Source organism: Campylobacter sp. CH278 (assembly GCF_004378845.1).
Lineage (GTDB): Bacteria > Campylobacterota > Campylobacteria > Campylobacterales > Campylobacteraceae > Campylobacter_D > Campylobacter_D jejuni.
In genome coordinates this window covers 18,878-44,238 of sequence record NZ_RYXZ01000009.1, presented here as the reverse complement: position 1 = coordinate 44,238, position 25,361 = coordinate 18,878, and the positions used below count along the sequence as shown (strand labels likewise).

The following is a 25,361-nucleotide window of genomic DNA, read 5'->3' as shown; positions in this document are numbered from 1 at the left end:
AAGGATAGGATATGGAAATTTTTTTAGCTTTATTGGGTTTTTTCTCGTTAGGATTGATAGTTTGGCTTTTGCTAAAAGATTATACTACTCCAGCACTAGCTTTTATAAGTGTAAGTATTAGTGTAGCTTGTATTTTACTTATTCTTGAACAGCTTGGTTTTGGTGTGGGTGTAGCTTTAGGGGTTAAAGGAGGTGTTTTTGATATTAAAACATTGGTTGCTTTTATTAAAGATGGAGTCAAAAGCGTAACGGATACGGCAGCTTTGTTTGTTTTTTCTATACTCTTTTTTAGTGTTTTAAATGCAAGTGGTTTTTTTACTAAAATTTTAAATGCATTTTTATCAAAAATGAAAGCTAATGTATATCAAGTTTGCATTCTTACTGTTTTTATTGCTGCTGCTGTACATTTAGATGGTTCGGGTGCTTCTACTTTTCTTATTGTAATACCTGCATTATTACCTATTTATGAGCGTTTAGGTATAAGAAAGACTTCAATGTTATTGATTATTACTTCGGCTATGGGGGTTATGAATGTTATTCCTTGGGGTGGTCCTACTTTAAGAGCGGCTACTAATATAGGAATGGATGCAAATTTGCTTTGGCACCATATTATACCTATTCAGATTGTAGGTTTGGTATTATCCCTTCTTTTGGCAATTTGGATTGCTAAGATAGAAATAAAAAGAGGCGCAGGTGTAGGTAACTTGTCGGGAATAAATTTAAATATAGAAAAAAGCGAACACCATAATGAAAAATGGTTTTGGTTAAATTTACTTGTAGCTATTGGGGTTATTGGGCTTTTAATTAGCGGTATTATTCCTAGTTATATTTGCTTTATGATAGGACTTGTAATAATTTTACCGCTTAATTATCCTAATTTAAAAACAGCTAAAAAAGTTTTAGATCGTGCAAGTGGTGGTGCAATGCTTATGTATATTACTTTAATTGGTGCTGGGATATTAATAGGCGTATTTGATAAAAGTGGTATTATGGAGAAAATGGGTGTTTTGATTTTAAATTTTGTTCCAGATTATTTAGGCGCTTATATTCCTTTGATGGTAGGGATATTGGCTGTTCCAATGGCAATTATTTTTTGTACAGATTCTTATTTTTATGGAGTGATGCCTATAGTTTTGAGTGTAACTAAGGCTTTTGGCGCTGAACCTTTGACTATAGCTATTATCATGGTGATAGCAAGAAATTGTGCGACATTTATTTCTCCTGTTGTGCCTGCAACTTTGCTAGGTTGTGGTTTAGCAGAGGTTAATATTAAAGATCATATCAAAAGAAGCTTTTTTTATATATGGGGTATAAGTATTATTTGCTTGATTTTTGCTGAGGTAGTTGGGATAATATAATTAAAATAAAAGAACTTTTGATTTTTCAATGATTGGTTCATTGTTTTATGATATTTTTGAGTCAAAAATTTATAAAAATATAAGCGTTTTTTTGTATTATTTTATTTTGCTTTAGAGAAAAATTATAAATTTAAACTTATAAGAATATTTTTTAAGTTGAAAGTAAATTTTAAAACGGAGAAATGATGTACAAAAAACAAAATTTACCAGAACTTACCTTAAGGGGTTTGATTTTGGGAAGTATTTTAACTATTATTTTTACAGCTTCAAATGTATATTTGGGGTTAAAAGTGGGACTTACTTTTTCATCATCAATTCCAGCTGTGGTCATCTCCATGGCGGTTTTGAGTCTTTTTAAGACTTCAAATATTTTAGAAAATAATATGGTTCAAACTCAAGCTTCAGCAGCAGGAACTTTATCATCGGTTATTTTTGTTATCCCAGGGCTTTTTATGTGTGGGTATTGGAGTGAATTTCCACTTTGGCAAACTTTTATGATATGTCTTTGTGGTGGCGGACTTGGAGTGCTTTTTACTATACCATTAAGAAGGGCTATGGTGGTTGAAAGCAAACTTGCTTATCCTGAGGGTAGAGCCGCAGCTGAAATTTTAAAAGTAGCCAATAAAGATCAGAGTAATAAAAAAGGAAAACAAGGCATTAAAGAAATAGCATTAGGCTCTTTTATAGCTGCTATTTTTAGTTTATTAAGCAATGGTTTTAAACTCGCTGCAAGTGAGAGTAATTTTGCTTTTATTTGGAATAAAATGGCTTTTGGTTTTTCTATGGGATATTCTTTGGCACTTTTAGGAGCAGGTTATTTAGTTGGTTTAGCAGGTGCTATAGCTCTTTTTGTAGGTATGTTTTTAGCTTGGGGTATTTTTACTCCCTATCTTTCAAATTTTGAATTCGATAGTGCAAAAAATGCCGTAGATTTAGCTTCTAATGTATGGAGTTCTAAAGTAAGGCTTATAGGAACAGGAGCTATTGCTATAGCAGCGCTTTGGACTTTAATAGAACTTTTAAAACCCGTTATTGAAGGTATTAAAGAAATTGTTAAAAATGTTAAAATTACTAATCAAGAAAAAAATGAAAGAACAAATATAGACCTTTCTTTAAAAAGTATTTTTATACTTTTTGTTTTAATGGTTGTGGGTTTATTTATTACTTTTTATAGTTTTGTTGAAGATGCTAACTTAAGTATTTATTATCAAATGCTATTTTCATTTGTTGGAACTTTAGTTTCTGTTTTAATAGGTTTTTTTGTTGCAGCAGCTTGCGGATATATGGCAGGACTTGTAGGATCTTCTTCTAGTCCTATTTCTGGAATCGGACTTATTGGTGTTATTATTTCTTCTATTGTTTTTTTGGTTTTAGGTGTGGAACTTTTTCAAGATCCTATGCTTTCTAAATTTGCAGTAGCATTAGCTATTTTTACTACTAGTGTTATTTTGGCTACAGCTGCTATTTCGAATGATAATTTACAAGATTTAAAGACAGGACATTTAGTCGGAGCTACTCCTTGGAAGCAACAAGTTGCTTTACTTGTAGGCTGTGTTTTTGGTGCTTTGGCTATAGTTCCTGTTTTAAATTTGCTTTATCAAGCCTATGGTTTTGTTGGAGCAATGCCAAGAGAAGGTATGGATGCTTCATCGGCTTTAGCAGCACCGCAAGCGAATTTAATGAGTACTATCGCTCAAGGAATTTTTCATCACAATATAGAGTGGGGTTATATGGCTTTTGGTGTATTTGTAGGAATTTTAATGATTATTATAGATAAAATTTTAAGAAGAACACAGAAAATGTCTTTGCCGCCTTTAGCCGTTGGAATAGGTATTTACCTTCCGCCTGCTGTAAATATACCTTTAGTTATAGGCGGAATTTTAAAATATATTGTAATGCAATACTTGACTAAAAAATATGCAAAAAATTCTCATAAAGAAGAAAAACTTGCAAGTTGTGAGCAAAGAGGCACGCTTTTTGCTTCAGGGCTTATAGTGGGTGAAAGTATTTTTGGGGTAATTATCGCAGGAATTACTGTATTTTCAGTAAGTATGGGTGGTAGTGAAAATCCTTTAGCTTTAAATTTAGCAAATTTTCATGATAGCGAGCTTTTTGCACTTATCTTTTTTGTGGGAGTTGTATTATATTTCATTAAGCGTATTGTTAAAAAAGATGCTTAATTTTTGGGGTTAAAACCCCATTTAATCCATTCTGATATAATTTTTCTTTTGCAATTATCATTCAAGGATTAAAATGGAAAATTTATATGCTTTAATACTTGGAATTATAGAAGGTCTGACTGAGTTTTTACCTATTTCTTCAACAGGACATATGATTTTAGGTACGACTATTTTAGGTATCGATATAGATGAGTTTTGGAAAAGCTTTTTGATTATCATCCAGCTTGGTTCTATTTTGGCGGTCATTTTTGTATTTTGGCGTAAATTGTTTCAAGGGCTTGATATTTGGTTAAAACTTGCAGTTGGATTTTTTCCTACTGGAGTTATAGGGCTTTTTGTGGCAAAATACTTAAATGCTTTATTTAATGGTTGGGTTGTGGTTGGAATGCTCATTTTTGGCGGTGTTGTGTTTATTCTTATAGAACTTGCACATAAAAATAAACAATATCGTATCAATTCTTTAGAAGAAATAAGTTTTAAACAAGCTTTTTGCATAGGTATTTTTCAATCTTTAGCCATGATTCCTGGTACTTCAAGAAGTGGAGCAAGTATTATTGGTGGACTTTTGCTAGGATTTAATAGAAAAGTTGCGGCTGAGTTTAGTTTTTTGCTTGCCATTCCAACGATGATTATCGCTACAGCTTATAGCATTTATAAAGAGCCTGAGCTTCTTAGCAATGCAAATTCTTTAATTCCTTTAGGCATAGGTTTTATCACTGCTTTTATTGTTGCAGTTTTAGTTATAAAATTTTTCTTAAAATTTATTTCTAAATTCGACTTTATCCCTTTTGGAATTTATCGTATTATTTTAGGATTTGTTTTCTTTTATTTGTATTATAGTGGGATTTTAAATGCTGGAAGTGAATTTAAGCTATAAATAAATATTAAATTTATTCTAAGATTTTTTTTAAAAATAAGCTGAATTTCAAAAATAATTAAGTCTTAGAAAGTTAAAATTAGAACTTCATAAACACTCACAGGGTAAGTGAGCGACAAAGGGTTAAAAATATGGAAAAAGAAGTTATTGCGTATTTGGACAATGAGACAATAATTGACTCTCAAAGTGTGAGAAATACAAATTTAAAAGAAATTTATTTTGATAATTCTAAAGAAAGTTTAGAAGTAATCCGTCATTCTTGTGCGCATTTAATGGCACAGGCGATTAAGAGTTTGTATCCTGAAGCTAAATTTTTCGTTGGTCCTGTTATAGAAGATGGATTTTATTATGATTTTCGTGTAGAAAGTAAGATTGGCGAAGAAGATTTAGTAAAAATTGAAAAAAAGATGAAAGAACTTGCTGAAGCAAAGATTGAAATTTCAAAATATGAAATTACAAAAAGCGAAGCTTTGGCTAAATTTCAAAATGATGATTTAAAACAAGAAGTTTTATTGCGTATTCCTGATGGAGCTGTAAGTATTTATAAACAAGGTGAATTTGAAGATTTGTGTCGTGGTCCTCATGTGCCAAATACGAAATTTTTACGCTTTTTTAAACTCACTCGTGTTGCAGGAGCGTATTTGGGTGGCGATGAAAAAAGAGAAATGCTTACTCGAATTTATGGAACTGCTTTTGCAGATAAGGAAAGTTTAAAAGAGTATTTAACCATTATCGAAGAAGCTAAAAAACGCGATCATAGAAAGCTTGGAACAGAGCTTAAGCTTTTTACTTTTGATGATGAGATCGGAGGAGGTCTTCCTATCTGGTTAAGTAATGGTGCAAGACTTAGATCTAAACTTGAACATATGCTTTATAAAATTCATCGTTTACGTGGTTATGAACCTGTGCGCGGGCCTGAACTTTTAAAAGCAGATGCATGGAAAATCAGCGGGCATTATGCAAACTATAAAGAAAATATGTATTTTACACAAATTGATGAACAAGAATATGGCATTAAGCCTATGAACTGTGTGGGGCATATTAAAATTTATCAAAGTGATGTAAGAAGTTATCGTGATTTGCCTTTGAAATTTTTTGAATATGGCGTAGTGCATCGTCATGAAAAAAGTGGGGTTTTGCATGGACTTTTTAGGGTGAGAGAATTCACTCAAGATGATGCACATATTTTTTGTATGCCAAGTCAGATTAAAGAGCAGGTTTTAGAAATTTTAGCCTTTGTGGATAATTTGATGAAATTATTTGATTTTAGCTATGAAATGGAAATTTCAACTAAACCTGAAAAAGCTATAGGTGATGATGAAATTTGGGAAGTAGCGACTCAGGCTTTAAAAGAAGCTTTAGATGAACAAGGTTTAAAATACGGTATTGATGAAGGTGGCGGGGCTTTTTATGGGCCAAAGATTGATATTAAAATCACCGATGCTTTAAAAAGAAAGTGGCAATGCGGAACCATACAAGTAGATTTTAACCTGCCAAGTCGTTTTAAACTTGAATACACTGATAGTGATAATGAAAAAAAACAGCCTGTAATGTTGCATCGTGCGATTTTAGGTTCTTTTGAAAGATTTATAGGAATTTTAACCGAGCATTGTGCGGGTGAGTTTCCATTTTTTATCGCACCAACTGCGGTGGGTATAGTGCCAATAGGCGAAGCACATATTGCTTACGCAAAAGAAATTCAAAAAGAATTATTAGAGCTTAATATCGATAGCGAGGTGTATGAAAAAAATGAGAGTTTAAGTAAGAAAATTCGTATCGCTGAAAAACAAAAATTACCTATGATTTTAGTTTTAGGCGATGATGAGGTGGCAAAGCGTAGCGTTGCTTTAAGAGATAGAAGAGCTAAAGAACAAAAAAATCTTAGCTTAGATGAATTTATTAAATTAGTTAAGGAGAAAATGAGTGAGGTACACTTTTGAGTAAAGAAAAAGAAGTATTGCTCAATGAAGAAATAAGAGCGGATGAAATCAGATGTGTTGGCGATGATGGCAAAGTTTATGGTATTATCAGTAGTGATGAAGCTTTAGAAATTGCAAATCGTTTAGGACTTGATCTTGTAATGATAGCTGCAGATGCTAAGCCACCTGTTTGCAAGATCATGGACTATGGTAAATTCCGTTATCAACAAGAGAAAAAACAAAAAGAAGCAAAGAAAAAACAAAAAGTGATTGATATAAAAGAAATCAAACTTTCTGTAAAAATTGCTCAAAATGATATTAATTACAAGGTAAAACATGCTTTAGAATTTTTAGAACAAGGTAAGCATGTGAGATTTCGTGTGTTCTTAAAAGGACGTGAAATGGCAACTCCTGAAGCAGGTGTAGCTTTGCTTGAAAAAATTTGGACTATGATAGAAAATGAAGCTAATCGTGATAAAGAGCCAAATTTTGAAGGTCGTTATGTAAATATGCTTGTAACTCCAAAAAAAGCTTAATCCACTTTTGTGGATAAGACTTTTAAAGGTTTTAAATTTTGAAAGAAAATCCTTCTTTTTTAAAAGAGCAAATTATAACTTATCTTGGAAATAAAAGAGCGCTTTTAAGTTTTTTAAATAAGGGCTTTAAGGTAGCTAAAAAAGAACTTGGTAAAGATAAATTTAGTTTTTGTGATATATTTAGTGGCTCAGGTGTTGTAAGTCGTTTTGCAAAAGCGCACTCAAATTATATTTTAGCCAATGATTTAGAGGATTATTCAAAACTCATCAATGAGTGTTATCTTGCTAATAAAGACAAAGATTTACTTCAAAATATAAAAAAGTATTATAAAAATTTAATCCAAAATTTAGATTTTCAAAAAGGTTTTATCAGTGAGCTTTATGCTCCAAAAGATGATGATGATATTAAAAAAAATGAAAGGGTTTTTTATACTTTTAAAAATGCTTTATATCTTGATACTATAAGGCAAAAAATCGAAAATGAAATTCCAAAAGAATTGAGGCATTTCTTTATAGCTCCTTTGATTTATGAAGCCAGTGTTCATTCAAATACTAGTGGAGTTTTTAAAGGTTTTTATAAGGGTAAGGATGGCATCGGAAAATTTGGTGGCGAAGGACAAAATGCACTTAAACGCATTAAAGGAGAAATAGAGCTTAAAATGCCTATTTTTTCAAATTTTTCTTGTGAATTTGAAGTGATGCAAAAGGATGCAAGCATGCTTGCAAAAGAACTTGATTTTTTTGATGTAGTGTATCTTGACCCCCCTTATAATCAGCACCCTTATAGTTCTAATTATTTTATGCTAAATTTAATCGCAAATTATAAAAAACCTGAAGAAATTTCTAAAATCAGTGGCATTCCAAAAGATTGGAACCGCAGTACTTTTAATAAGCCAAAATTTGCCCAAGATGCTTTATTTGAACTTATTAATGATTTAAAAGCAAGAGTGATTTTACTTTCTTATAATTGTGAAGGTTTTGTAAAAAAAGAAATTTTTTTAAAGCGTTTAAGTACTCTTGGAAAATGTCGGATTTTAGAACAAAAATATAATACTTTTAGAGCTTCTCGCAATCTTAAAAATCGTAATATCCATCTTCATGAACAACTTTATATTTTAGTTAAAAATTAAATTTTGTGCTAAAATTATATTTATAAAAAGGAGGGATTTATGAAACTAAAATTATCTTTTTGTGCATTAATGGCATTTGGTTTTTCTAATTATCTTTTTGCTTCGGCCATTGATCCAAAGTTTTATTTTCAAGAATATCTTGATTTTGCTAGCAATAAGGGTAAATTTCAAGTAGGTCAAATTGGCTTTGAAATTTTAGCAAAAAATCCTAGTCAAAACATCTCTTTCAATGTACCTATGATTGATTTTTCTACTTCAAATCGTGGAGGAAAATTCCAAGGAGAATTTACCAATATAGGACAATCTTATATAGTCAGTGCTTCTCATATGAGTACAAGTTCAAATACTGGGGAAGTAAATAAAGGCTATGTGAAACAAGGTAGTGTTTTACACTTTGGAGGTGTAGCAAATAGAATCGTAAGCTCAAGTGATAATTTTACTTATAAGAAAGAAAATGTGGATTTTGCTGTTTTAAAAATGAGTAAGATCAATCTCAATAAAAGTGCAAATTTGAGTAAAGATTTCAATTTTATTGAAAAAGATTCTGGCGATGGTGGAGATATTTATGAATACAAGGATCCTTTTTGGGATAGTTGTCAAAGTGGAAAATGTGATTATTCTAAAGGCAAAGGCAAGCTTTTTGATAGTTCGCGTTATGAGTACTTTGTAAGAGAGGGAAGTGGTATTGTAGCTTTAGGTTTGGAAGATGCAAATAAAGTACCCATTAAGATTTTTGATTCTAATGAAATTAATTTAGGAGGTTTTGTCAGTTTAGCTCCTAAAAATACTGAAGATAAGCGTTTTAAGTTGCAATTTCTTAATTATACCAATGATAAAAGAAATCCTTTTACAAGTTCATCAACACCTGGGGATTCTGGAAGTGGAGTTTATGTTTATGATAAGATTGATAAAAAATGGTATTTAGTGGGTGTAGTAAGTACGAGTAATTGTAATGCCCATTTTACTGATGGATATACTTGTTCACAGGTTGATTATGCTTTGATCAATCAAGCAAAGATCAATGAATTTCAAAATACTCATAAAGTAGCCATAGGATCTGGAACTTATACACTTAGTAGTGATGGTTTAATGAAAGATGGTAAAAAAATAGAAAATGTAAGTTTGATTTCTGGGACTAATGCGGGTTATGTAAGCTATAAAAATTCTTTTGATGATAAGACTAAATATGATAAGAGAATTGAAGAAATGCAAAATAGCAAGGATTTGTATTTTTCTCAAAATGGAAGTATAAATTTAAATAGCGATGTGGATTTAGGCGCTAGTGTTTTAAATTTTGATAAAAATTCACATTGGAAAATAACAGGCGATAAATGGCTTATACATGGCGGAATTTATGCTGATAAGGGTTCAAGTGTAGAATATAATGTTAAAACCAAAAAAGATGATTTTCTTTATAAAATGGGCGAAGGAGAGCTTGTTGTCAAAAGTCAAAGTGTGGATGCAGGACTTAGAATGGGTGAGGGCAAGGTAAGTCTTGAGGGTGGAGGTTTGAGTTTTGGCGAAATTTATATGAATGGCGGAACTTTAGGATTTAAAAACGCACAAAATTTAAAAACTGATACTTTATATATGAATGGTGGAGCTTTGGATCTATCGGGCTTAACATTAAATTTTGATCAAATTAAAGCTAACTCTAATAATGTTTTTATTACAAGCTCTAAAGCAGGGGCAAATTTAAATTTAAAAAACAAGCAAAATTATCTTTATCATGGCAATATTTTTTCAGATGAGGCCATAACAATTAGTGCTAATACAGATAAAGCTTTGATTTTTGATGGCAATATTTACAATAAAGAAGGTGTTTTTAAGGCAGAAAATGCCAAGTTAAATTTTCAAGGACATGCTAGAATACACGCTTATGTAAGCGAAGAACAAGCTAAAAAACTTCAAGAGCAAGGTTTAAGTGCTTTAACCAAACCTGTAAGTTTTACACAAGAAGATTGGGAAGATAGGGTTTTTGTTTTAAAAGAGCTTAATTTAGAAAAAAGCGAGTTTTATCTAGGGCGTAATGCAAGCTTAAAAGTAGAAAATCTTAATGCTAAAAATTCTAAAATAGAGCTTGGAAGTAAAAATTTATGGATCGATGAAAAAGATGGGGGAAATATTATTGATAAGACTGATGATTATTCTTATGGAGATGTTGCACAAACAGGAGTTGGCAAAGAAATGGCTTTTGAGTAAAAGCTTCAAAATACTCAAAATGCTAAGATAGAAAAGGTTTATTTTAGCGGGAATTTAAATCTTGATCATTCTGATGCTACTTTACAAAACATAGTTTTTAGCGGTAATATTAAAGGTGTTGATGATGCACAAAAAAATCTTGTGATTAAAGATTCTTTGCTTGAGTCTAATATACAAATGAGTAATATTCAAGCAGAAAAAAGTGCCATTTATGGGAAAGTTGATACAAACAAATTAAATGCAAATAATACAATATTTAAAATCAATGTGGATTTTGAAAAATCTAAAGCAGATTATGTTAATTCTAAGGAAAGCGCGCAAGGAACAAATAATACTTTAGTATTAAATTTTCTTAATAATCCTAGTAAAAAAGAGGGTTTAAATATCTTACTAGCTCATTTAAAAGATGAAAATAAACATTTAACAAAGGAATTTTTTACTATACCAAATGTGGAGCAAGGTTTTAGTATTTATACCCCAAATGTTGTTTTTTCTCACAATAAGGAAAATTTTGCCCAGTGGAATTTAGAAAAAATTGATTCTAAAATTAAAGATGAGTATTTTTTTACTAATGATAATACTCAAGCTATTGCAAAAGCTAAATCTATACTTGCTCAAGCTACTTTAGGCTCCATGATAGAATGGAATAATATGCATAAAAGAATGGGGGAATTACGCAATAATCCTTACGAAAGTGGTGTATGGTTAAGAACTTTTGGAGGGGGTACGAGTGATGAGTATAATAGTGGAAAATACTTTGAAATTCAAAGTGGATATGATAAATTAAATGAATATTCGAATTTCGAGCTTTATAGCGGGGTGATGATCAATTATACAAATATGAATTTAAGTGCTACTGATTTGAGTGCGAAATTAAATGGTTATGGAATAGGACAGTATTTTAGCCTTTTGTTTAATGAAGGTTTTTATAGTGATTTTGTTTTAAGATATATTTATCATCAAAATGAAGTAAATGCAAATTTTATCCCAGGAAATCAAGGTAGATTAGATGATAATGATGGTTCGCATAATATCATCTTAAGTGCTGAGTTAGGTTATAGAAAAAATTATGATAAATTTTATCTTGAGCCGAGTTTGGAATTTATCAGTGGTTATGTAGGAGCTATGGATCTAAAAGGAGATATTGCTAGTTTAAAACGATCTTCTTATGTTCCTTTAGTCGCAAAAACAGCATTTTTCATAGGAAGTCAAAATCAAAATTTAAATTTTAGAACAGGACTTGGTTTGTATGCAGATCTGATTAAAACAGGAGATCAAATTTTAGAGGATCAAGCAAGTCAGAGAAGATATGAAGGAAAAAAAGATCAAAGAATGTTTATAAATTTAGGAAGTGATTATAAGCTTAATGATAAAACACGCTTTAGTTTTGAATTTGAAAAGACATTTTTTGGCGATTTAAATGTGGATTGGAGTGTAAATGCTAATTTAAGATATAGTTTTTAAATAAAAAATAATTTAAAAATTGTATTTTTATTTTAAGCTTTTTTTGTTTATAATACTTGCTTTTACATTTAAAGGATAAAGATGAAAATAAAAGTTGGGATTTTAGGAGCGAGTGGTTATGCAGGCAATGAGCTTGTACGCATTTTGCTTAATCATCCCAAAGTTGAAATTTCCTATTTAGGTTCGAGTTCTAGCGTGGGGCAAAATTATCAAGATCTTTATCCTAATACCTCTTTAAATTTATATTTTGAAAATAAAAATTTAGACGAACTTGAACTTGATCTTTTGTTTTTGGCTACTCCGCATGAATTTAGTGCTAAGCTTTTAAATGAGAATTTGTTAAAAAAGATGAAAATCATTGATTTAAGTGCGGATTTTCGTCTTAAAAATCCTAAAGATTATGAGCTTTGGTATAAATTCACTCATCCTAATCAAAAGCTTTTACAAAATGCGGTTTATGGACTTTGCGAACTTTATAAAGAAGAAATAAAAAAAGCAAGTTTAGTGGCAAATCCAGGTTGTTATACCACTTGTTCTATCTTAAGTCTTTATCCGCTTTTTGAAGAAAAGATCATTGATTTTAACTCAGTTATTATTGATGCAAAAAGTGGAGTAAGTGGAGCAGGAAGAAGTGCAAAGGTGGAAAATCTTTTTTGCGAAGTTAATGAAAATATCAAAGCTTATGGTTTAGCTTCACACCGCCATACTCCTGAAATTGAAGAGCATTTAAGCTATGCGGCCAAAGAGAAAATCACTCTACAATTTACCCCTCATCTTGTACCTATGCAAAGAGGAATTTTAATCAGTGCTTATGCAAATTTAAAAGAGAATTTGCAAGAACAAGATATACGCGATATTTATACAAAATACTATCAAAACAATAAATTCATAAGGCTTTTACCGCCGCAGTCGCTTCCGCAGACTCGGTGGGTTAAATCAAGCAATTTTGCGGATATAAATTTTAGTGTAGATCAACGCACAAAGCGTGTTATTGTGCTTGGTGCTATTGATAATTTAATCAAAGGTGCAGCAGGACAAGCTGTTCAAAATATGAATTTAATGTTTGATTTTGATGAAGATGAAGGACTTAAATTCTTTGCAAATTTGTAAAGGATAAAAATGTTAATACGAGCTATGCAAAAAAGCGATTATGAAGCCGTTTATAAGCTTTGGTGTGAGATAAAAGGCTTTGGGATAAGAAGCATTGATGATAGCAAAGAAAATATAGAAAATTTTTTAGATAGAAACCCAGATCTTAGTGTTGTAGCAGTGCTTGGTGAAGAAATTGTAGGAAGCATACTTTGCGGGCATGATGGACGCACAGGGGGATTTTATCATGTATGTGTGCATAAAGATCATAGAAAAAAGGGTATAGCACACGAGATGACAAAATTTTGTCTTGAGGCCTTAAAAGCTCAAAAGATCAATAAAATCGCCTTAATCGCTTTTAAAAACAATGATTTAGGCAATGAGTTTTGGAAACATTATGGTTTTACCTTAAGAGAGGATGCGAATTATTACGATCTTTCTTTAAATGAGTATAATCAAACTAGCTTTAATGCTTAAGGAATGATCATGCAAAAATATTTAGAAAAAGCCAATGTCTTAATCGAAGCTTTGCCTTATATACGCAAATTTAATTCCAAGATTATACTTATAAAATACGGCGGATCAGCTATGGAAAATGAAGAGCTAAAGCATTGCGTGATGCAAGATATAGCTCTTTTAAAACTCGTGGGTTTAAAGCCTATCATCGTACATGGTGGAGGAAAAGATATTTCTGCTATGTGTGAAAAATTAGGTGTAAAGAGCGAGTTTAAAAACGGTCTTAGGGTTAGCGATAAAGCCACTACAGAAGTAGCTAGCATGGTTTTAAATCATATCAATAAAAATTTAGTCCATAGTTTGCAAAATTTAGGAGTTAAAGCCATAGGGCTTTGTGGTAAAGATGGCGCACTTTTAGAATGTGTGAAAAAAGATGAAAATTTAGCTTTTGTTGGCACGATACAAAAGGTAAATTCGAAAATTTTAGAAGAGCTTTTGGAAAAAGATTTTTTACCCATCATTGCTCCTATTGGCATGGATGAGGATTTTAATACTTACAATATCAACGCTGATAACGCAGCTTGTGCGATCGCTAAGGCTTTAAGGGCTGAAAAACTTGCTTTTTTAACCGATACTGCAGGGCTTTATGAGGATTTTAATGATAAAAATTCTTTAATTTCTAAAATCAGCCTTGAACAGGCTAAAATTTTAGCGCCTAAAATAGAAGGCGGCATGCATGTAAAATTAAAATCTTGCATTGATGCTTGTGAAAATGGAGTCAAAAAGGTGCATATTTTAGATGGGCGCGTGAAGCATTCTTTGTTGCTTGAGTTTTTTACCGATGAAGGTATAGGCACTTTGGTGGGTTAAAGGATGAAAAATGGATTATAAAGAACAAAGTCATATTATCCCTACTTATAAGCGTTTTGATATAGTTTTAGAAAAAGGGCAGGGGGTTTATCTTTTTGACGATAAGGCTAAAAAATATCTTGATTTTTCAAGTGGCATAGGTGTTTGTGCTTTAGGATATAATCATGCTAAATTTAATGCTAAAATCAAAGCGCAAGTGGATAAGCTTTTGCATACTAGCAATTTATATTATAATGAAAACATAGCCGCTGCAGCTAAAAATTTAGCCAAAGCTAGTGCTTTAGAACGTGTTTTTTTTACAAATTCTGGTACAGAAAGTATAGAAGGAGCGATGAAAACAGCTAGAAAATACGCCTTTAACAAAGGTATTAAGGGTGGACAATTTATCGCTTTTAAGCATTCTTTTCATGGGCGTACTTTAGGGGCTTTATCGCTTACTGCTAATGAAAAATATCAAAAGCCTTTTAAACCTTTAATTTCAGGGGTTAAATTTGCAAAATATAATGATATTTCAAGCGTTGAAAAACTGGTAAATGAAAAAACTTGCGCCATTATCTTAGAAAGCGTGCAAGGAGAAGGTGGGATAAATCCTGCAAATAAAGATTTTTACAAAGCCTTAAGAAAGCTTTGCGATGAAAAAGATATATTATTAATCGCTGATGAAATTCAATGTGGTATGGGTAGAAGTGGAAAATTTTTTGCCTATGAGCACGCGCAAATTTTACCCGATATCATGACTTCGGCTAAGGCCTTAGGTTGTGGGCTTAGTGTGGGTGCTTTTGTGATTAATCAAAAGGTAGCAAGCAATTCTTTAGAAGCGGGTGATCATGGAAGCACTTATGGAGGAAATCCTTTGGTTTGTGCAGGAGTGAATGCGGTTTTTGAAATTTTTAAAGAAGAAAAAATTTTAGAAAATGTCAATAAACTCACGCCTTATTTAGAGCAAAGTTTAGATGAGTTGATCAAAGAATTTGATTTTTGTAAAAAACGCAAAGGCTTAGGGTTTATGCAAGGGCTGAGTCTTGATAAAAATGTAAAAGTAGCTAAGGTCATTCAAAAATGCCAAGAAAATGCACTTTTACTGATAAGTTGCGGGGAGAATGATTTGAGATTTTTACCTCCTTTGATTTTGCAAAAAGAACATATTGATGAAATGAGTGAAAAGTTAAGAAAGGCTCTAAAGAGTTTTTAATAAATTTTGTAAAAAAAGTTTATTCTTTCCCATCTACTATAGGCACAAATAAACATTCTTCTAAAATTTCTTTTTGTAAATTTGTGCCATTTTTTCTAAGGCGTGTGATGAATTGTTTGCCATTGTGTAAAATAGGAGCGACTAAAATCCCGTCATCACTTAATTGATCGAGTAAAATTTCAGGAATTTGTGTCGCATAAGCAGAAAATAAAATCCTATCATAAGGAGCATAATTTTTCCAGCCATTTTGCCCATCATCAAATTTTACATTGATATTAAAAAGTTCTAATTCTCTGAAAGTTTGAGCGGCTTTTTTGGCTAAATTTTCTATGCGTTCTATGGTAAAAACACGCCTTATGACTTTGCTTAAAATCGCAGCTTGATAGCCACTTCCACAACCTATCTCTAAAATACTATCAGCATTTTTAAAATCTAAAGCCATAGTCATTTTAGCCACAGTTAAAGGTGAACTAATCCATTGAGAATTTGCCAAAGGCAAAGCATCAAGGCGATAAGCATGAGCTTTTAAAGGAGAAAAAATTTCACGCGGAATTTGGCAAAAAGCATTAAAAAGTTCTTCATTGATAAAAACTTTTTGTGCAATTTCTTCAGCCATATTTTGACATCTTTTTTGTTCAAATGCGTTCATTACTTCTCCTATAAATTTAAATAAAAATTGTAACTAAAAAAGTTGAAATAGAGTTAAACTTAGCTATACTTAAATAAAAAGGAAAAAAATGCTTATAAAATTTAAAAATCATAGTCCTAAATTAGGTCAAAATGTTTTTGTTGCAGAGGGCGCTAAAATCATAGGAGAAATAGAAATAGGAGATGAAAGTAGTATTTGGTTTAATTGTGTTTTAAGAGCCGATGTTAATTTTATAAAAATTGGCAAAAGAACCAATATTCAAGATCTTAGCACAGTCCATGTTTGGCATAGGGAATTTGATGAAAAAGGAAAGTTAAAAGACGCTGGTTTTCCTACAATAATAGGAGATGATGTAACTATAGGACATAATTGCGTTATCCATGCTTGTGTGATAAAAAATCGTGTTTTAATCGGAATGAATGCTGTTATCATGGATAATGCTTTGATAGAAGAAGATAGCATAGTGGGTGCTGGAAGCGTTGTAACAAAGGGTAAAAAATTTCCGCCACGCTCTTTGATACTTGGAAATCCTGCAAAATTTGTGCGTGAATTAAACGATGAAGAAGTCAGCTTTCTAAAACAATCCGCTTTAAATTATGTGGATTTTAAAAACGAGTTTTTAAAAGATCTTCAGTGATATTTTGAAGTTTAGGCGAGAGTTTTACTTCAAATTTCACAAAACGATCAAGATCTAAAAAACTCTCATCGAGTTTTGAAATTTGCTCTTTTGTATAATCTTGAATAGTATTTAAAGATGACTTTTTGAGAAGTCTTTTTTCTTTGTAGACTAATTCTAAAAGTTCTTTGCGTTCTAAATTTTCATCTTGATTTGGGTTTTCGTCAAAAACATAAAGCTCATCAAAAAGGATTTTTTGCGTGTTTTTATCATAAACCCTAAAAAGCTTTTTAAAATGAGGTAGGGTTGATTTTTCGTTATTTTCGCTGATTTTGATTTTAGGTTTTATGCCTTGATCTTCTAAGGCTGCGAGTTTATAAACGCAACTAAAAATAGGATTGCTTGAAGCAGTGATCAATCTTTCGCCTACACCAAAGATATCAATAGGTGCATTTTGTTCTTTGAGTTTTTTAATACTCCATTCATCAAGGGCGTTAGAAACTATGATTTTACATTTTTGAAGTCCTGCTTGATCAAGTTCTTGTCTGATTTTCAAACTCAACTCAAGCAAATTTCCAGAATCTATTCTCACACCGCCTTCTTGGATACCAAATTCTTTAAAAACTTTAATCGCATTTTTAAGTCCGCTATTTAGACAATCATAAGTATCGATCAAAAAAACAGGATTTTTTGGATAAATTTTCACATAAGCTTTAAAAGCTTCAAGTTCATTTTCAAACATTTGCACCCAAGAATGTGCCATAGTTCCATTGATAGGGATATTATAAATTTTTCCTGCTAAAGTACAAGCACTTCCTATGCAACCTCCTATAAAAGCTGCTCTTGCTCCTTTTAAGGCTGCTTCACTTCCTTGTGCTCTGCGTGAACCAAATTCTAAAATTTTACTGTCTTTAGCTGCACGCACGATACGATTGGTTTTGGTAGCAATAAGGCTTTGGTGGTTTAAACTTAAAAGTAAAAAAGTTTCTAAAAGCTGTGCTTCTATAGTTGTAGCTTTAACGCAAAGTAAAGGTTCATTTGGAAAAATCACTTCTCCTTCACGCATGGCATAAATCTCGCCTTTAAATTTAAAGCTAGATAAAAAATCTAAAAATTCTGTATCAAAAATACCTTGTTTTCTTAAAAATTCTATATCTTCTGTATCAAAACTCAAATTTTCAACAAAGTCTAAAATATCTTCAAGACCTGCAAAAATAGCAAAAGAACCTGAATCTGGAATTTTTCTAAAAAATATATCAAAATAACAAATTTGATCTTTTTTATTGTTTTTGAAATAGCCTTGAGACATTGTAAATTCATAAAAATCACAAAGCAAGGCTAAAGAAGTTTTAGAAATCATCAAAGCTTATACTACCCTTAGAATAATTCGTTACTTTACTTTCAAAGAAATTGCTCTTTTGATCGTTAAATTTTGAAAAATCATCCACCCATTTAATGGGATGTTTTGCATTGTATAATTTATCTAAATTGATCGCACTTAATCTTTGATCTACAAGATAATGGATGTATTCTTCTATGATATCATCAGTAAAGCCCATGATTTGATTTTGAGTGATGTATTTACCCCATTTGATCTCAAGATCTCCAGCTTTTTTAAACATATCATAAATTTTATTGATATTTTCATCATGGAACAAATCAGGTCTTTCTTTGCGTACTGAATTGATCATATTTTGAAATAATAAAAGATGTGTGATTTCATCTCTTTGGATAAAGCGGATCATTTGTGCTGAACCTAGCATTTTTCCTGCACGCGCAAGTGCGTAAATAGCAGTAAAACCACTATAAAAATATACTCCTTCTAAAATTTGATTTGCCACCATAGCTAAAAGAAGTTTATTATCATCTACATCGCCTGCTAATTCTTCATAAATGCTTGAAATAAAGTCATTTTTTTCACGCAAAGTTTCATCATGCTTTTCCATTTCATAAATCAAATCTGTATTATCGCAAATCGCTTCTACCATAACAGCGTAAGATTTTGAATGGTTTGCCTCTTCATAAGCTTGGCGTGCCAAAACTGCATTGATTTCAGGAGCTGTGATGTAAGGGTTGATATTGTCTGCTAAATTATTGGTTTGAAAACTATCCATAGAAATAAGCTGACTCCAAACCAAATCATACATTCTTTTTTCACCTGCAGTTAAATTACAGCGATAATCAAGTGCATCTTTAGTTGTATCCACTTCTTTTGGAAACCAAGTATTTGCCTCCATTAAATCCCAAAGTTTTAAAGCCCAAGTATATTTTGCCTTAGTGAAATTTAAAATTCCATGTGGGTTACCATCAAAAACTTTACGATCTCCTAGGGTTTCATTTGAACTTGGATTGTAAATTCTTTTTCTTTGCATTTTTAACCTTTCTTTATGCTTTAGTAGCTATACAACTTTGAGTTAAAATATCGTGTAAATTTAAACGATCTTTTCTTACAAAACTGACAAATAAACCAAAGAGTAAGCCAAAACTTATAATAAATATCACATATCTTAGTAAAATTCTAAGAAAACTTAGTTTCTTTCCCGTTTTTATATCAATAAGATATAAATCATATGCTTTAAGACCTGGGCTTTGTGCCTTTTTTGTTAAAAAAATAGCTTGAATCAAACCAAATAAAAAAGTACATAAAGTTGTGATAAAATGGTTGTTTAAAAAAGCTTCTTTAGAGCCTAATAGAAAATAAAATAAATACAAAATAGGAACATAAATAAGAAAAATATCTATAAGCAAAGCTCTAAATCTTAGCCATCTAGAGCTAATTTTTGCTTTAGTTTTCATTTAATTTCCACGACTTCCTGGTTTTATAGCTTTACTCCCTTTTTTACAAAGTGGGCAATTTGTTTCATCATAAATTTCAAATTCAAAATTTCCTAGAGTAAAGAGTGGTAAATTTTCAGGTAATTTCGCATTATCTTTTCTTGGAGATTTTAAATTTTCTACTGCACAAAAACCACGATTTGCCAATGCTGCAAAACCTACAATAATGCCACCTAAACTTTCAATGATTTTTGCACTCTCTAAAGCACTACCACCTGTAGTAATGATATCTTCACAAATTATAAATTTTTCACCCTTTTTTACTTCAAAACCACGTCTTAAAGTCATTTCTTTATTTACTCTTTCAGTGAAGATAAAACGTTTGCTACAAGCTCTTGCAAGCTCATAACCTGCTAAAATTCCACCTAAAGCAGGAGAACAAATGCTGTCAAATTCTATCTTATAGCTTGCAATAATCTTTGCAAGTTCATCACAAAGTTTTGCTGCTAATTTTGGATCCTCTAAAACTTTTGCACTTTGAAGATAAAATTGCGAATGTTTACCTGAACTTAGTAAAAAATGCCCTTCTAAATAAGCACCACAATCTTTATAAATTTGTTCTAAATTCATCGTTAAACCTTTAAAAGTTCACTTTCTTTGCTTTTTACACTCTCATCAATTTTTGTTGTATAGGTGTCGGTAAGTTTTTGCACTTCATCATAAGCTTTTTTTGCTTCATCTTCGCTTATTGCCTTATCTTTTTCTAGTTTTTTAACTGCATCGTTGGCATCTTTGCGTATATTTCTTATAGAAACTTTTGCCTTTTCACCCATAGCTTTAGCTTGCTTTACGTTTTCTTCTCTTTGCTCTCTAGTCATCGGAGGGAAAAATAATTTTACACTTTCGCCGTCATTGTTTGGATTGACACCGATATTTGCAGCTGCAATAGCGCTTTCTATGGTTTTTAGTAAAGGTTTTTCCCAAGGAGTGATGCTAATAGTTGAAGCATCACTTGCTAAAACAGTTGCTACTTGATTTAAAGGAGTTTGAGTTCCATAATAATCCACTGTAATATGATCTAAAATATGGGTATTAACTTTTCCAGTTCTTAAAGTGGTAAAGTCTTTTTTTAAGGCTTCTAAAGATTTTTCACTTTGGGTTTTTTGTTTGTTAAAAATTTCATTTAGCATTATCATTTCCTTTAATTATTTACTTGAATTAACATCGCTTGGAAGTTGTGGTGCACTTGGAGCGATAGAATTTGTGTTTGGGGTAGTAGGCACAATAGGAGCACTTGGAATAGTAGTGTTGTTGTTTTCTACTTTAATTTTCTCTGCTAGAGAGTCCTTGCTAGCTTTATTGTATAAATAACCAAGACCAATAGTATTTGCAATAAGTAAAATTCCCATGACAAAGGTAAATTTTGCCAAAAATCCAGCCGGTCCTTTGGCACCAAATAAACTTTCATTGCTTCCACTATAAGCTCCAAGTCCTATACTTGAACTTTTTTGAAGTAAAACTGCTATACAAATAACTACAACGATGATAAATTGTAAAATGATTAAAAGAGTGATCATTGAAATTTCCTAAAAGTTAATTTTTAAATGATTATTTTAGCTAAATAAAACTTGAAAAGTTTTGAAACTTGAAAAGTTTTTGTGAGAAAAATCCCACAAAAACTTATCTGCTATTGAAGCTTCTTAAGATATTAAGTAAAGATACGAAAAGATTAACAAAATCAAGATAAAGTGCTACTGCACCTTCGATTGGAGTTTCATAATTTCCGCGGATAATATTTTGCGTATCATAAAGAATGTAAAATGAAAATAATATTGCAGCTACTGCTGAAATAGCTAGATTAACTATACTGCTTTGGAAGAAAAGGTTTAGTAAAGATGCTGCTACAATAACGATTAATACTATAAATAAAGCTTTACCCATAACAGTAAAATCTTTTTTTGTATTCATAGCAAATACACTAAGTCCTGCAAAAGCAACTGTTGTTAAAGCAAAAGCTTGAGCGATGATAATTCCTCCAGCTGGTAGAGCTAAAACTGAAATAAGTAAAGGTGTAAGCGTTAAACCTGAGCAGAAAGTAAAACCAAAAAGTAAAACAAGATTTAATGGAGCCTCTCTTTTTTTCCATTGCAAAGCAAATAAAAGTCCGATTTCAACAGCAAAAAGGATCCAAAAAGTTACTTGTGATTGTATAAAAAATGATGCTAAAGCAAAAATTCCTACATACGCACCTACTGTTGCAGCTAATAATGAAGCAGCAAAAAGTTGATAAGTTTGTTTAATAAAAATACTTAATTCGCTTGAGCGTGTATTTTCAAATTCTTTTGATCTTGAGTAGTCTCTATCATAAAGACTCATAAAATTCTCCTTGCAAAATTGTTAGATTTTTTAAAATCTTGAGCGAAATCTAACATATTAGACTAAATAAAAAGTTAATTTATATAATATCTTATGCTTAAATGAAATCTTTGCTGAAATTTTGTTATAATTTCAAGATTTTAGTTTCAGGTTGGTTTTATGGAAAATCTTATTAGCGGTGCGATTAAGTTTATGCAAGAAGACTTTAAGGAGCATGAAGAACTTTTTGAAAGTCTAAAAAATAAGCAAAATCCCCATACTCTTTTTATAGGTTGTTCTGATTCTAGAGTAATTCCAAATTTGATCACTAATACGGGTCCAGGTGAGCTTTTTGTAATACGAAATATTGCAAATATAGTTCCACCTTATCGCGTTGGAGAAGATTGCTTGGCGACAACTTCAGCAATAGAGTATGCTTTAAATTCATTGCATATTAAAAATATCGTCGTTTGTGGCCATAGTAATTGTGGAGGTTGCAATGCTCTTTATTATTCTGATGAAGAGTTAAATAAAATTCCTAACGTGAAAAAATGGCTTACCATGTTAGATCCGATAAAAAAAGATGTGATGATTTTTGCAAGAGACGATTTGGCTATGCGTTCATGGCTTACAGAAAAATTAAATTTAGTAAATTCTTTGCAAAATATACTTACTTATCCAGGCGTGCAAGAAGCTTTAGATGAAGGAAAAATAGAAGTACATGCTTGGTATTATATTATAGAGACAGGTGAAATTTATGAGTATGATTTTAAAGCAAAAATTTTTACTTTAATACAGGATAGGAAAGTTCAATGAAAAAAATTATTTTTAGTTTATGTTTTTTTATTTTATACCTTGGAGCACAAGAATTTAAATTTATTGATGCAAATATTAGTAAAGAGGATGAAGGAATTTATGCTTTAGTTGAAAAATATGTTGATCTTAACAATCAAATTAAAGAATTTAAGAAAAACAATGATGAAAATTCAAGCACTTTTAATGGTATTTTAAGTGAATTTGAAAAAGACAAAAAGACTATTTTAGCAAAAATACCCGATATGATAGTAGGACAAAAGATTAATGAAGAGGCAGTGGCTAGATTTTTAAAAGCAAAAGAAAAATTACTAGATGTTCAAAAAAAGAATATTAATAAGCCTTATATTTATACAGATGCCACTCTTAATCTAGTTTATTTTAATATTGTGGAAAGTTTTTATTCTTCTTTGTTTGAAGTGGAAAAACTTTTTAAAAATACAGCAAGCAGTGAAGATTTGATTGCTACTGTTGATAAGGCAATGGAAAATTTACAAAATTCTTCTAATGTTAATTTAGATAGTTTTAAAAGCAAAATTACAAATCCAGAAGAATTGGAAAAAATTACCCTAAAAGAAAGATATATCAGTAATGCTGTAGATTCTTATTCTGAAATTCTTAAGTATTTACGCTCAAATGCAGATTTGCTTGAAAGTAATTATATTTTTTCATTACTCGAGCTTCAAGTTTGGATAGATCGTATAAATGAGACAATTGGGGTAAGTTTTGTTAATATCGGAAAAATAGTAATTTCTGCTTTGGTTTTAGTATTTTTTATATCTTTAAGACGTTTTTTTGCAAATATAGTATATTTTTTCCTTGTTCAGCTTTTTTATAGAAATAAAAATGATGTAGATGATATTAAAGTCATTTTTATTGAGAATATTAAAAAACCCGTAGGTTTCTTGTTGATTGTCTATGCTATTTCTCTTTGTCTTACTATAGCAACTTATCCTGCACCTTTGAGTGTAAATTTAAGTAATTTTTTTCATATAGTTTATGCAGTTTTAATTGCATGGCTTATTTTAAGAATGCTTGATGGTTATGGCGTGGTATTGGTTTCTAAACTTGCTCAAAAAAGTGGAAAAAAAGAAGTTGTAAATTTAATTATTAAAATTTTATATTTTGTCATTATTATCATAGCTTTATTATATATTCTTGCTCAACTTGGTTTTAATATTTCGGCTATTATTGCATCTTTGGGAATTGGTGGTTTAGCTGTTGCTTTAGCGGCGAAAGATATCATTGCAAATTTCTTTGCTTCTATACTCTTACTTTTTGATAATAGCTTTAATCAAGGAGATTGGGTAGAGGTTTCAGGCATAGAAGGAACCGTGGTTGAAACAGGACTTAGAAAAACTACCATTAGAACTTTTGATAATTGTCTTGTATTTTTACCAAATTCAACTATTATGGGAGCTAATATCAAAAATTGGAGTAAAAGACGCATGGGTCGCCATGTTAGAATGTATTTGGGTGTTGGTTATGATGCTACTCCTGAAAAACTAGAACAATGCGTAAAAGATCTAAGAGAATTTTTGCATACAAGTGATTTAGTAGCTCACGATGAGGATAGTGCATTAAAATATGGCGATCATACAACAAAATATCGTCAAAATCTTGTATCTATTAATGATTTAGAAGGCTATAAAAATGCTTGTTATGTGGCTTTAAGTGAATTTGCAGATAGTAGTATTAATATAGAGCTTTATTTTTATACCAAAGAAATAGGCGGAAAAGATTTTAGAGAAGCTAGACAAAGTTTAATGCTTGAGTTTATGCGTATAATTGAAAAAAATGGTTTAACCTTTGCTTTCCCAAGTCGTAGTATTTATATAGAAAATTTACCACCCCTTGATTTGCAAGCAAAAGCTATAAAATAGCAAGATTTTATCTTGCTATTTTTTTAAACTGGCATAACGCGTATATTTGGACTTAATTCTTCTTGTAAAATTGTTTCAATAGCATAAAGTGTTGCACCACTTCCACTAGAACAACCACTACAAGCACCAAGATAACGAATATAAACATCAATTGCTGCACCTTCAGCCTTTTGTATATCAATCACTTCCAAATCTCCACCATCATTATGAAGCATAGGGCGAATTTCAGCATCTAAAACACTTTCAACTGCTTTTAATTGTCCCACTACGGTCATTTCATCAAAAGCCACATCACTTTTCATTGTATTTTTGAGTTTTTCTCTATCTATTTCAGCTCTAGTTTCAGCTAAAATATCTACAAGGTAATAATCTCTTTTTTCATGTCCGCCTGGTTTGATACAGGATTTACAAAAAGCACCCGCTTTAGTATATTGTGTGATTTCTTCTACGCTATGCAAATCATTAAGTTTAATCACTTCTTTAATAGTTCCAAGACTTACCCTAGCACACTCGCAAACTATAATTTGATCTTCAAAATCTTCAGGACTTATACCTTTATAATGCGCTGCTGCTTGTTTGATTACATCATAAGCCATAACCGAACAGTGCATTTTTTGAGGTGGAACAGCTGGAGTTTCTGGATTATCACGCATAGCAAATTCCACATCTAAATTTGTGATTTTTACTGCTTCATCTACAGTTTTTCCTATACAAAGATCCACCATAGTATCACTACTTGCTATAGCTGTACCACAACCAAAACTTTTAAATTTTGCATCGATAATTTTATCAGTTTTTTCATCTACAAGCCAAAAAAGTCTTACTGCATCGCCACAACTTTCTGCACCAAAATCAGCTACGATCAATTTTGCATTGCGTGCTTTAGCGTCTTCTTCACTAAATTCTCCCATATGTTGAGGATTATTCATTCTATCTTGAACTTTTTGTGAATACTCATCCCAAATGGATCCACCAATTAAACTATTTTTTCCCATTT

At 31.2% G+C, this 25,361-nt stretch carries 22 protein-coding genes and 1 pseudogene; 14 read left to right on the top strand and 9 right to left on the bottom strand.

The features are described 5' to 3' along the window. Positions 1-11 precede the first annotated feature (11 nt). The 11 genes and pseudogenes from ELQ04_RS07670 to ELQ04_RS07615 all read left to right on the top strand — a co-directional run bounded on the left by ELQ04_RS07670 (position 12) and on the right by ELQ04_RS07615 (position 15,273). Positions 12-1,358 (top strand): SLC13 family permease, encoded by a 1,347-nt coding sequence (locus tag ELQ04_RS07670; RefSeq protein WP_002937202.1) that lies wholly within the window; start codon positions 12-14, stop codon positions 1,356-1,358. A gap of 182 nt (positions 1,359-1,540) precedes the next feature. Continuing rightward, on the top strand, positions 1,541-3,538 hold the full coding sequence (locus ELQ04_RS07665; RefSeq protein ID WP_134224495.1) for an oligopeptide transporter, OPT family: 1,998 nt from the start codon (positions 1,541-1,543) through the stop codon (positions 3,536-3,538). 73 nt (positions 3,539-3,611) lie between these two features. Then, a complete protein-coding gene (locus ELQ04_RS07660; protein ID WP_002854708.1) occupies positions 3,612-4,415 on the top strand; it encodes an undecaprenyl-diphosphate phosphatase in 804 nt (267 codons plus the stop codon). 131 nt (positions 4,416-4,546) lie between these two features. Then, on the top strand, positions 4,547-6,355 hold the full coding sequence (thrS, locus tag ELQ04_RS07655; RefSeq protein WP_002937208.1) for a threonine--tRNA ligase: 1,809 nt from the start codon (positions 4,547-4,549) through the stop codon (positions 6,353-6,355). Further along, entirely contained in the window at positions 6,352-6,870 is a 519-nt protein-coding gene (gene infC / locus ELQ04_RS07650) for a translation initiation factor IF-3 (protein ID WP_002851726.1), read from the top strand. The genes thrS and infC overlap by 4 nt, the downstream gene beginning before the upstream one ends. A gap of 38 nt (positions 6,871-6,908) precedes the next feature. Further along, the gene (locus tag ELQ04_RS07645) at positions 6,909-8,000 is read left to right on the top strand and encodes a DNA adenine methylase (RefSeq protein WP_002937211.1); all 1,092 of its coding nucleotides are present in this window, start codon (positions 6,909-6,911) and stop codon (positions 7,998-8,000) included. A 39-nt stretch (positions 8,001-8,039) separates the two neighbouring features. Then, a pseudogene (vvfC, locus tag ELQ04_RS08800) lies at positions 8,040-11,666 on the top strand (autotransporter serine protease VvfC). Positions 11,667-11,747: 81 nt separating this feature from the next. Next, a complete protein-coding gene (gene argC, locus ELQ04_RS07630; protein ID WP_002937232.1) occupies positions 11,748-12,776 on the top strand; it encodes an N-acetyl-gamma-glutamyl-phosphate reductase in 1,029 nt (342 codons plus the stop codon). A 9-nt stretch (positions 12,777-12,785) separates the two neighbouring features. Beyond that, positions 12,786-13,232, top strand: a complete 447-nt coding sequence (locus ELQ04_RS07625) for an N-acetyltransferase (protein ID WP_002857401.1) — start codon at positions 12,786-12,788, stop codon at positions 13,230-13,232. A 3-nt stretch (positions 13,233-13,235) separates the two neighbouring features. Further along, positions 13,236-14,081, top strand: a complete 846-nt coding sequence (gene argB / locus ELQ04_RS07620; RefSeq protein WP_074469248.1) for an acetylglutamate kinase — start codon at positions 13,236-13,238, stop codon at positions 14,079-14,081. A gap of 10 nt (positions 14,082-14,091) precedes the next feature. Beyond that, positions 14,092-15,273, top strand: coding sequence for an aspartate aminotransferase family protein (locus ELQ04_RS07615; RefSeq protein WP_002937236.1), 1,182 nt, complete (start codon positions 14,092-14,094; stop codon positions 15,271-15,273). Between the two features lie 19 nt (positions 15,274-15,292). Here ELQ04_RS07615 and ELQ04_RS07610 read toward each other — a convergent pair whose 3' ends face one another. Beyond that, the gene (locus ELQ04_RS07610) at positions 15,293-15,922 is read right to left on the bottom strand and encodes a protein-L-isoaspartate(D-aspartate) O-methyltransferase (RefSeq protein ID WP_002851780.1); all 630 of its coding nucleotides are present in this window, start codon (positions 15,920-15,922) and stop codon (positions 15,293-15,295) included. A gap of 88 nt (positions 15,923-16,010) precedes the next feature. Here ELQ04_RS07610 and ELQ04_RS07605 point away from each other — a divergent pair, with 88 nt between their 5' ends. Next, positions 16,011-16,559, top strand: coding sequence for a gamma carbonic anhydrase family protein (locus ELQ04_RS07605; protein WP_002851622.1), 549 nt, complete (start codon positions 16,011-16,013; stop codon positions 16,557-16,559). On the opposite strand, the gene ELQ04_RS07600 is transcribed toward ELQ04_RS07605, so the two are convergent. The 7 genes from ELQ04_RS07600 to ELQ04_RS07570 all read right to left on the bottom strand — a co-directional run bounded on the left by ELQ04_RS07600 (position 16,528) and on the right by ELQ04_RS07570 (position 21,689). Further along, complete coding sequence (locus ELQ04_RS07600; RefSeq protein ID WP_074469247.1) at positions 16,528-17,901, bottom strand: nicotinate phosphoribosyltransferase; 1,374 nt, start codon at positions 17,899-17,901, stop codon at positions 16,528-16,530. The two genes, ELQ04_RS07605 and ELQ04_RS07600, sit on opposite strands and share 32 nt — an antisense overlap. Further along, positions 17,888-18,910: a ribonucleotide-diphosphate reductase subunit beta gene (locus ELQ04_RS07595; protein WP_002851758.1), complete on the bottom strand. Its 1,023-nt coding sequence runs from the start codon at positions 18,908-18,910 to the stop codon at positions 17,888-17,890. The genes ELQ04_RS07600 and ELQ04_RS07595 overlap by 14 nt, the downstream gene beginning before the upstream one ends. Positions 18,911-18,923: 13 nt before the next feature. Beyond that, on the bottom strand, positions 18,924-19,334 hold the full coding sequence (locus tag ELQ04_RS07590) for an RDD family protein (RefSeq protein ID WP_002851998.1): 411 nt from the start codon (positions 19,332-19,334) through the stop codon (positions 18,924-18,926). Next, entirely contained in the window at positions 19,335-19,943 is a 609-nt protein-coding gene (pyrE, locus tag ELQ04_RS07585) for an orotate phosphoribosyltransferase (RefSeq protein WP_002866374.1), read from the bottom strand. It lies immediately after the preceding gene. Between the two features lie 2 nt (positions 19,944-19,945). Next, the gene (gene frr / locus ELQ04_RS07580) at positions 19,946-20,509 is read right to left on the bottom strand and encodes a ribosome recycling factor (RefSeq protein WP_002860618.1); all 564 of its coding nucleotides are present in this window, start codon (positions 20,507-20,509) and stop codon (positions 19,946-19,948) included. A 9-nt stretch (positions 20,510-20,518) separates the two neighbouring features. Then, on the bottom strand, positions 20,519-20,890 hold the full coding sequence (secG, locus tag ELQ04_RS07575; RefSeq protein ID WP_002851915.1) for a preprotein translocase subunit SecG: 372 nt from the start codon (positions 20,888-20,890) through the stop codon (positions 20,519-20,521). Between the two features lie 103 nt (positions 20,891-20,993). Then, entirely contained in the window at positions 20,994-21,689 is a 696-nt protein-coding gene (locus ELQ04_RS07570) for a Bax inhibitor-1/YccA family protein (protein WP_002851668.1), read from the bottom strand. 159 nt (positions 21,690-21,848) lie between these two features. On the opposite strand from ELQ04_RS07570, the gene ELQ04_RS07565 reads away from it, so the two are divergent. Both ELQ04_RS07565 and ELQ04_RS07560 read left to right on the top strand, forming a co-directional pair. Further along, the gene (locus tag ELQ04_RS07565; protein ID WP_002937242.1) at positions 21,849-22,484 is read left to right on the top strand and encodes a carbonic anhydrase; all 636 of its coding nucleotides are present in this window, start codon (positions 21,849-21,851) and stop codon (positions 22,482-22,484) included. Then, entirely contained in the window at positions 22,481-24,364 is a 1,884-nt protein-coding gene (locus ELQ04_RS07560; RefSeq protein WP_002937243.1) for a mechanosensitive ion channel family protein, read from the top strand. The genes ELQ04_RS07565 and ELQ04_RS07560 overlap by 4 nt, the downstream gene beginning before the upstream one ends. A 23-nt stretch (positions 24,365-24,387) precedes the next feature. Here ELQ04_RS07560 and ELQ04_RS07555 read toward each other — a convergent pair whose 3' ends face one another. Then, positions 24,388-25,359 (bottom strand): iron-sulfur cluster assembly scaffold protein NifU, encoded by a 972-nt coding sequence (locus tag ELQ04_RS07555; protein ID WP_002840050.1) that lies wholly within the window; start codon positions 25,357-25,359, stop codon positions 24,388-24,390. Between the last annotated feature and the right edge of the window lie 2 nt (positions 25,360-25,361).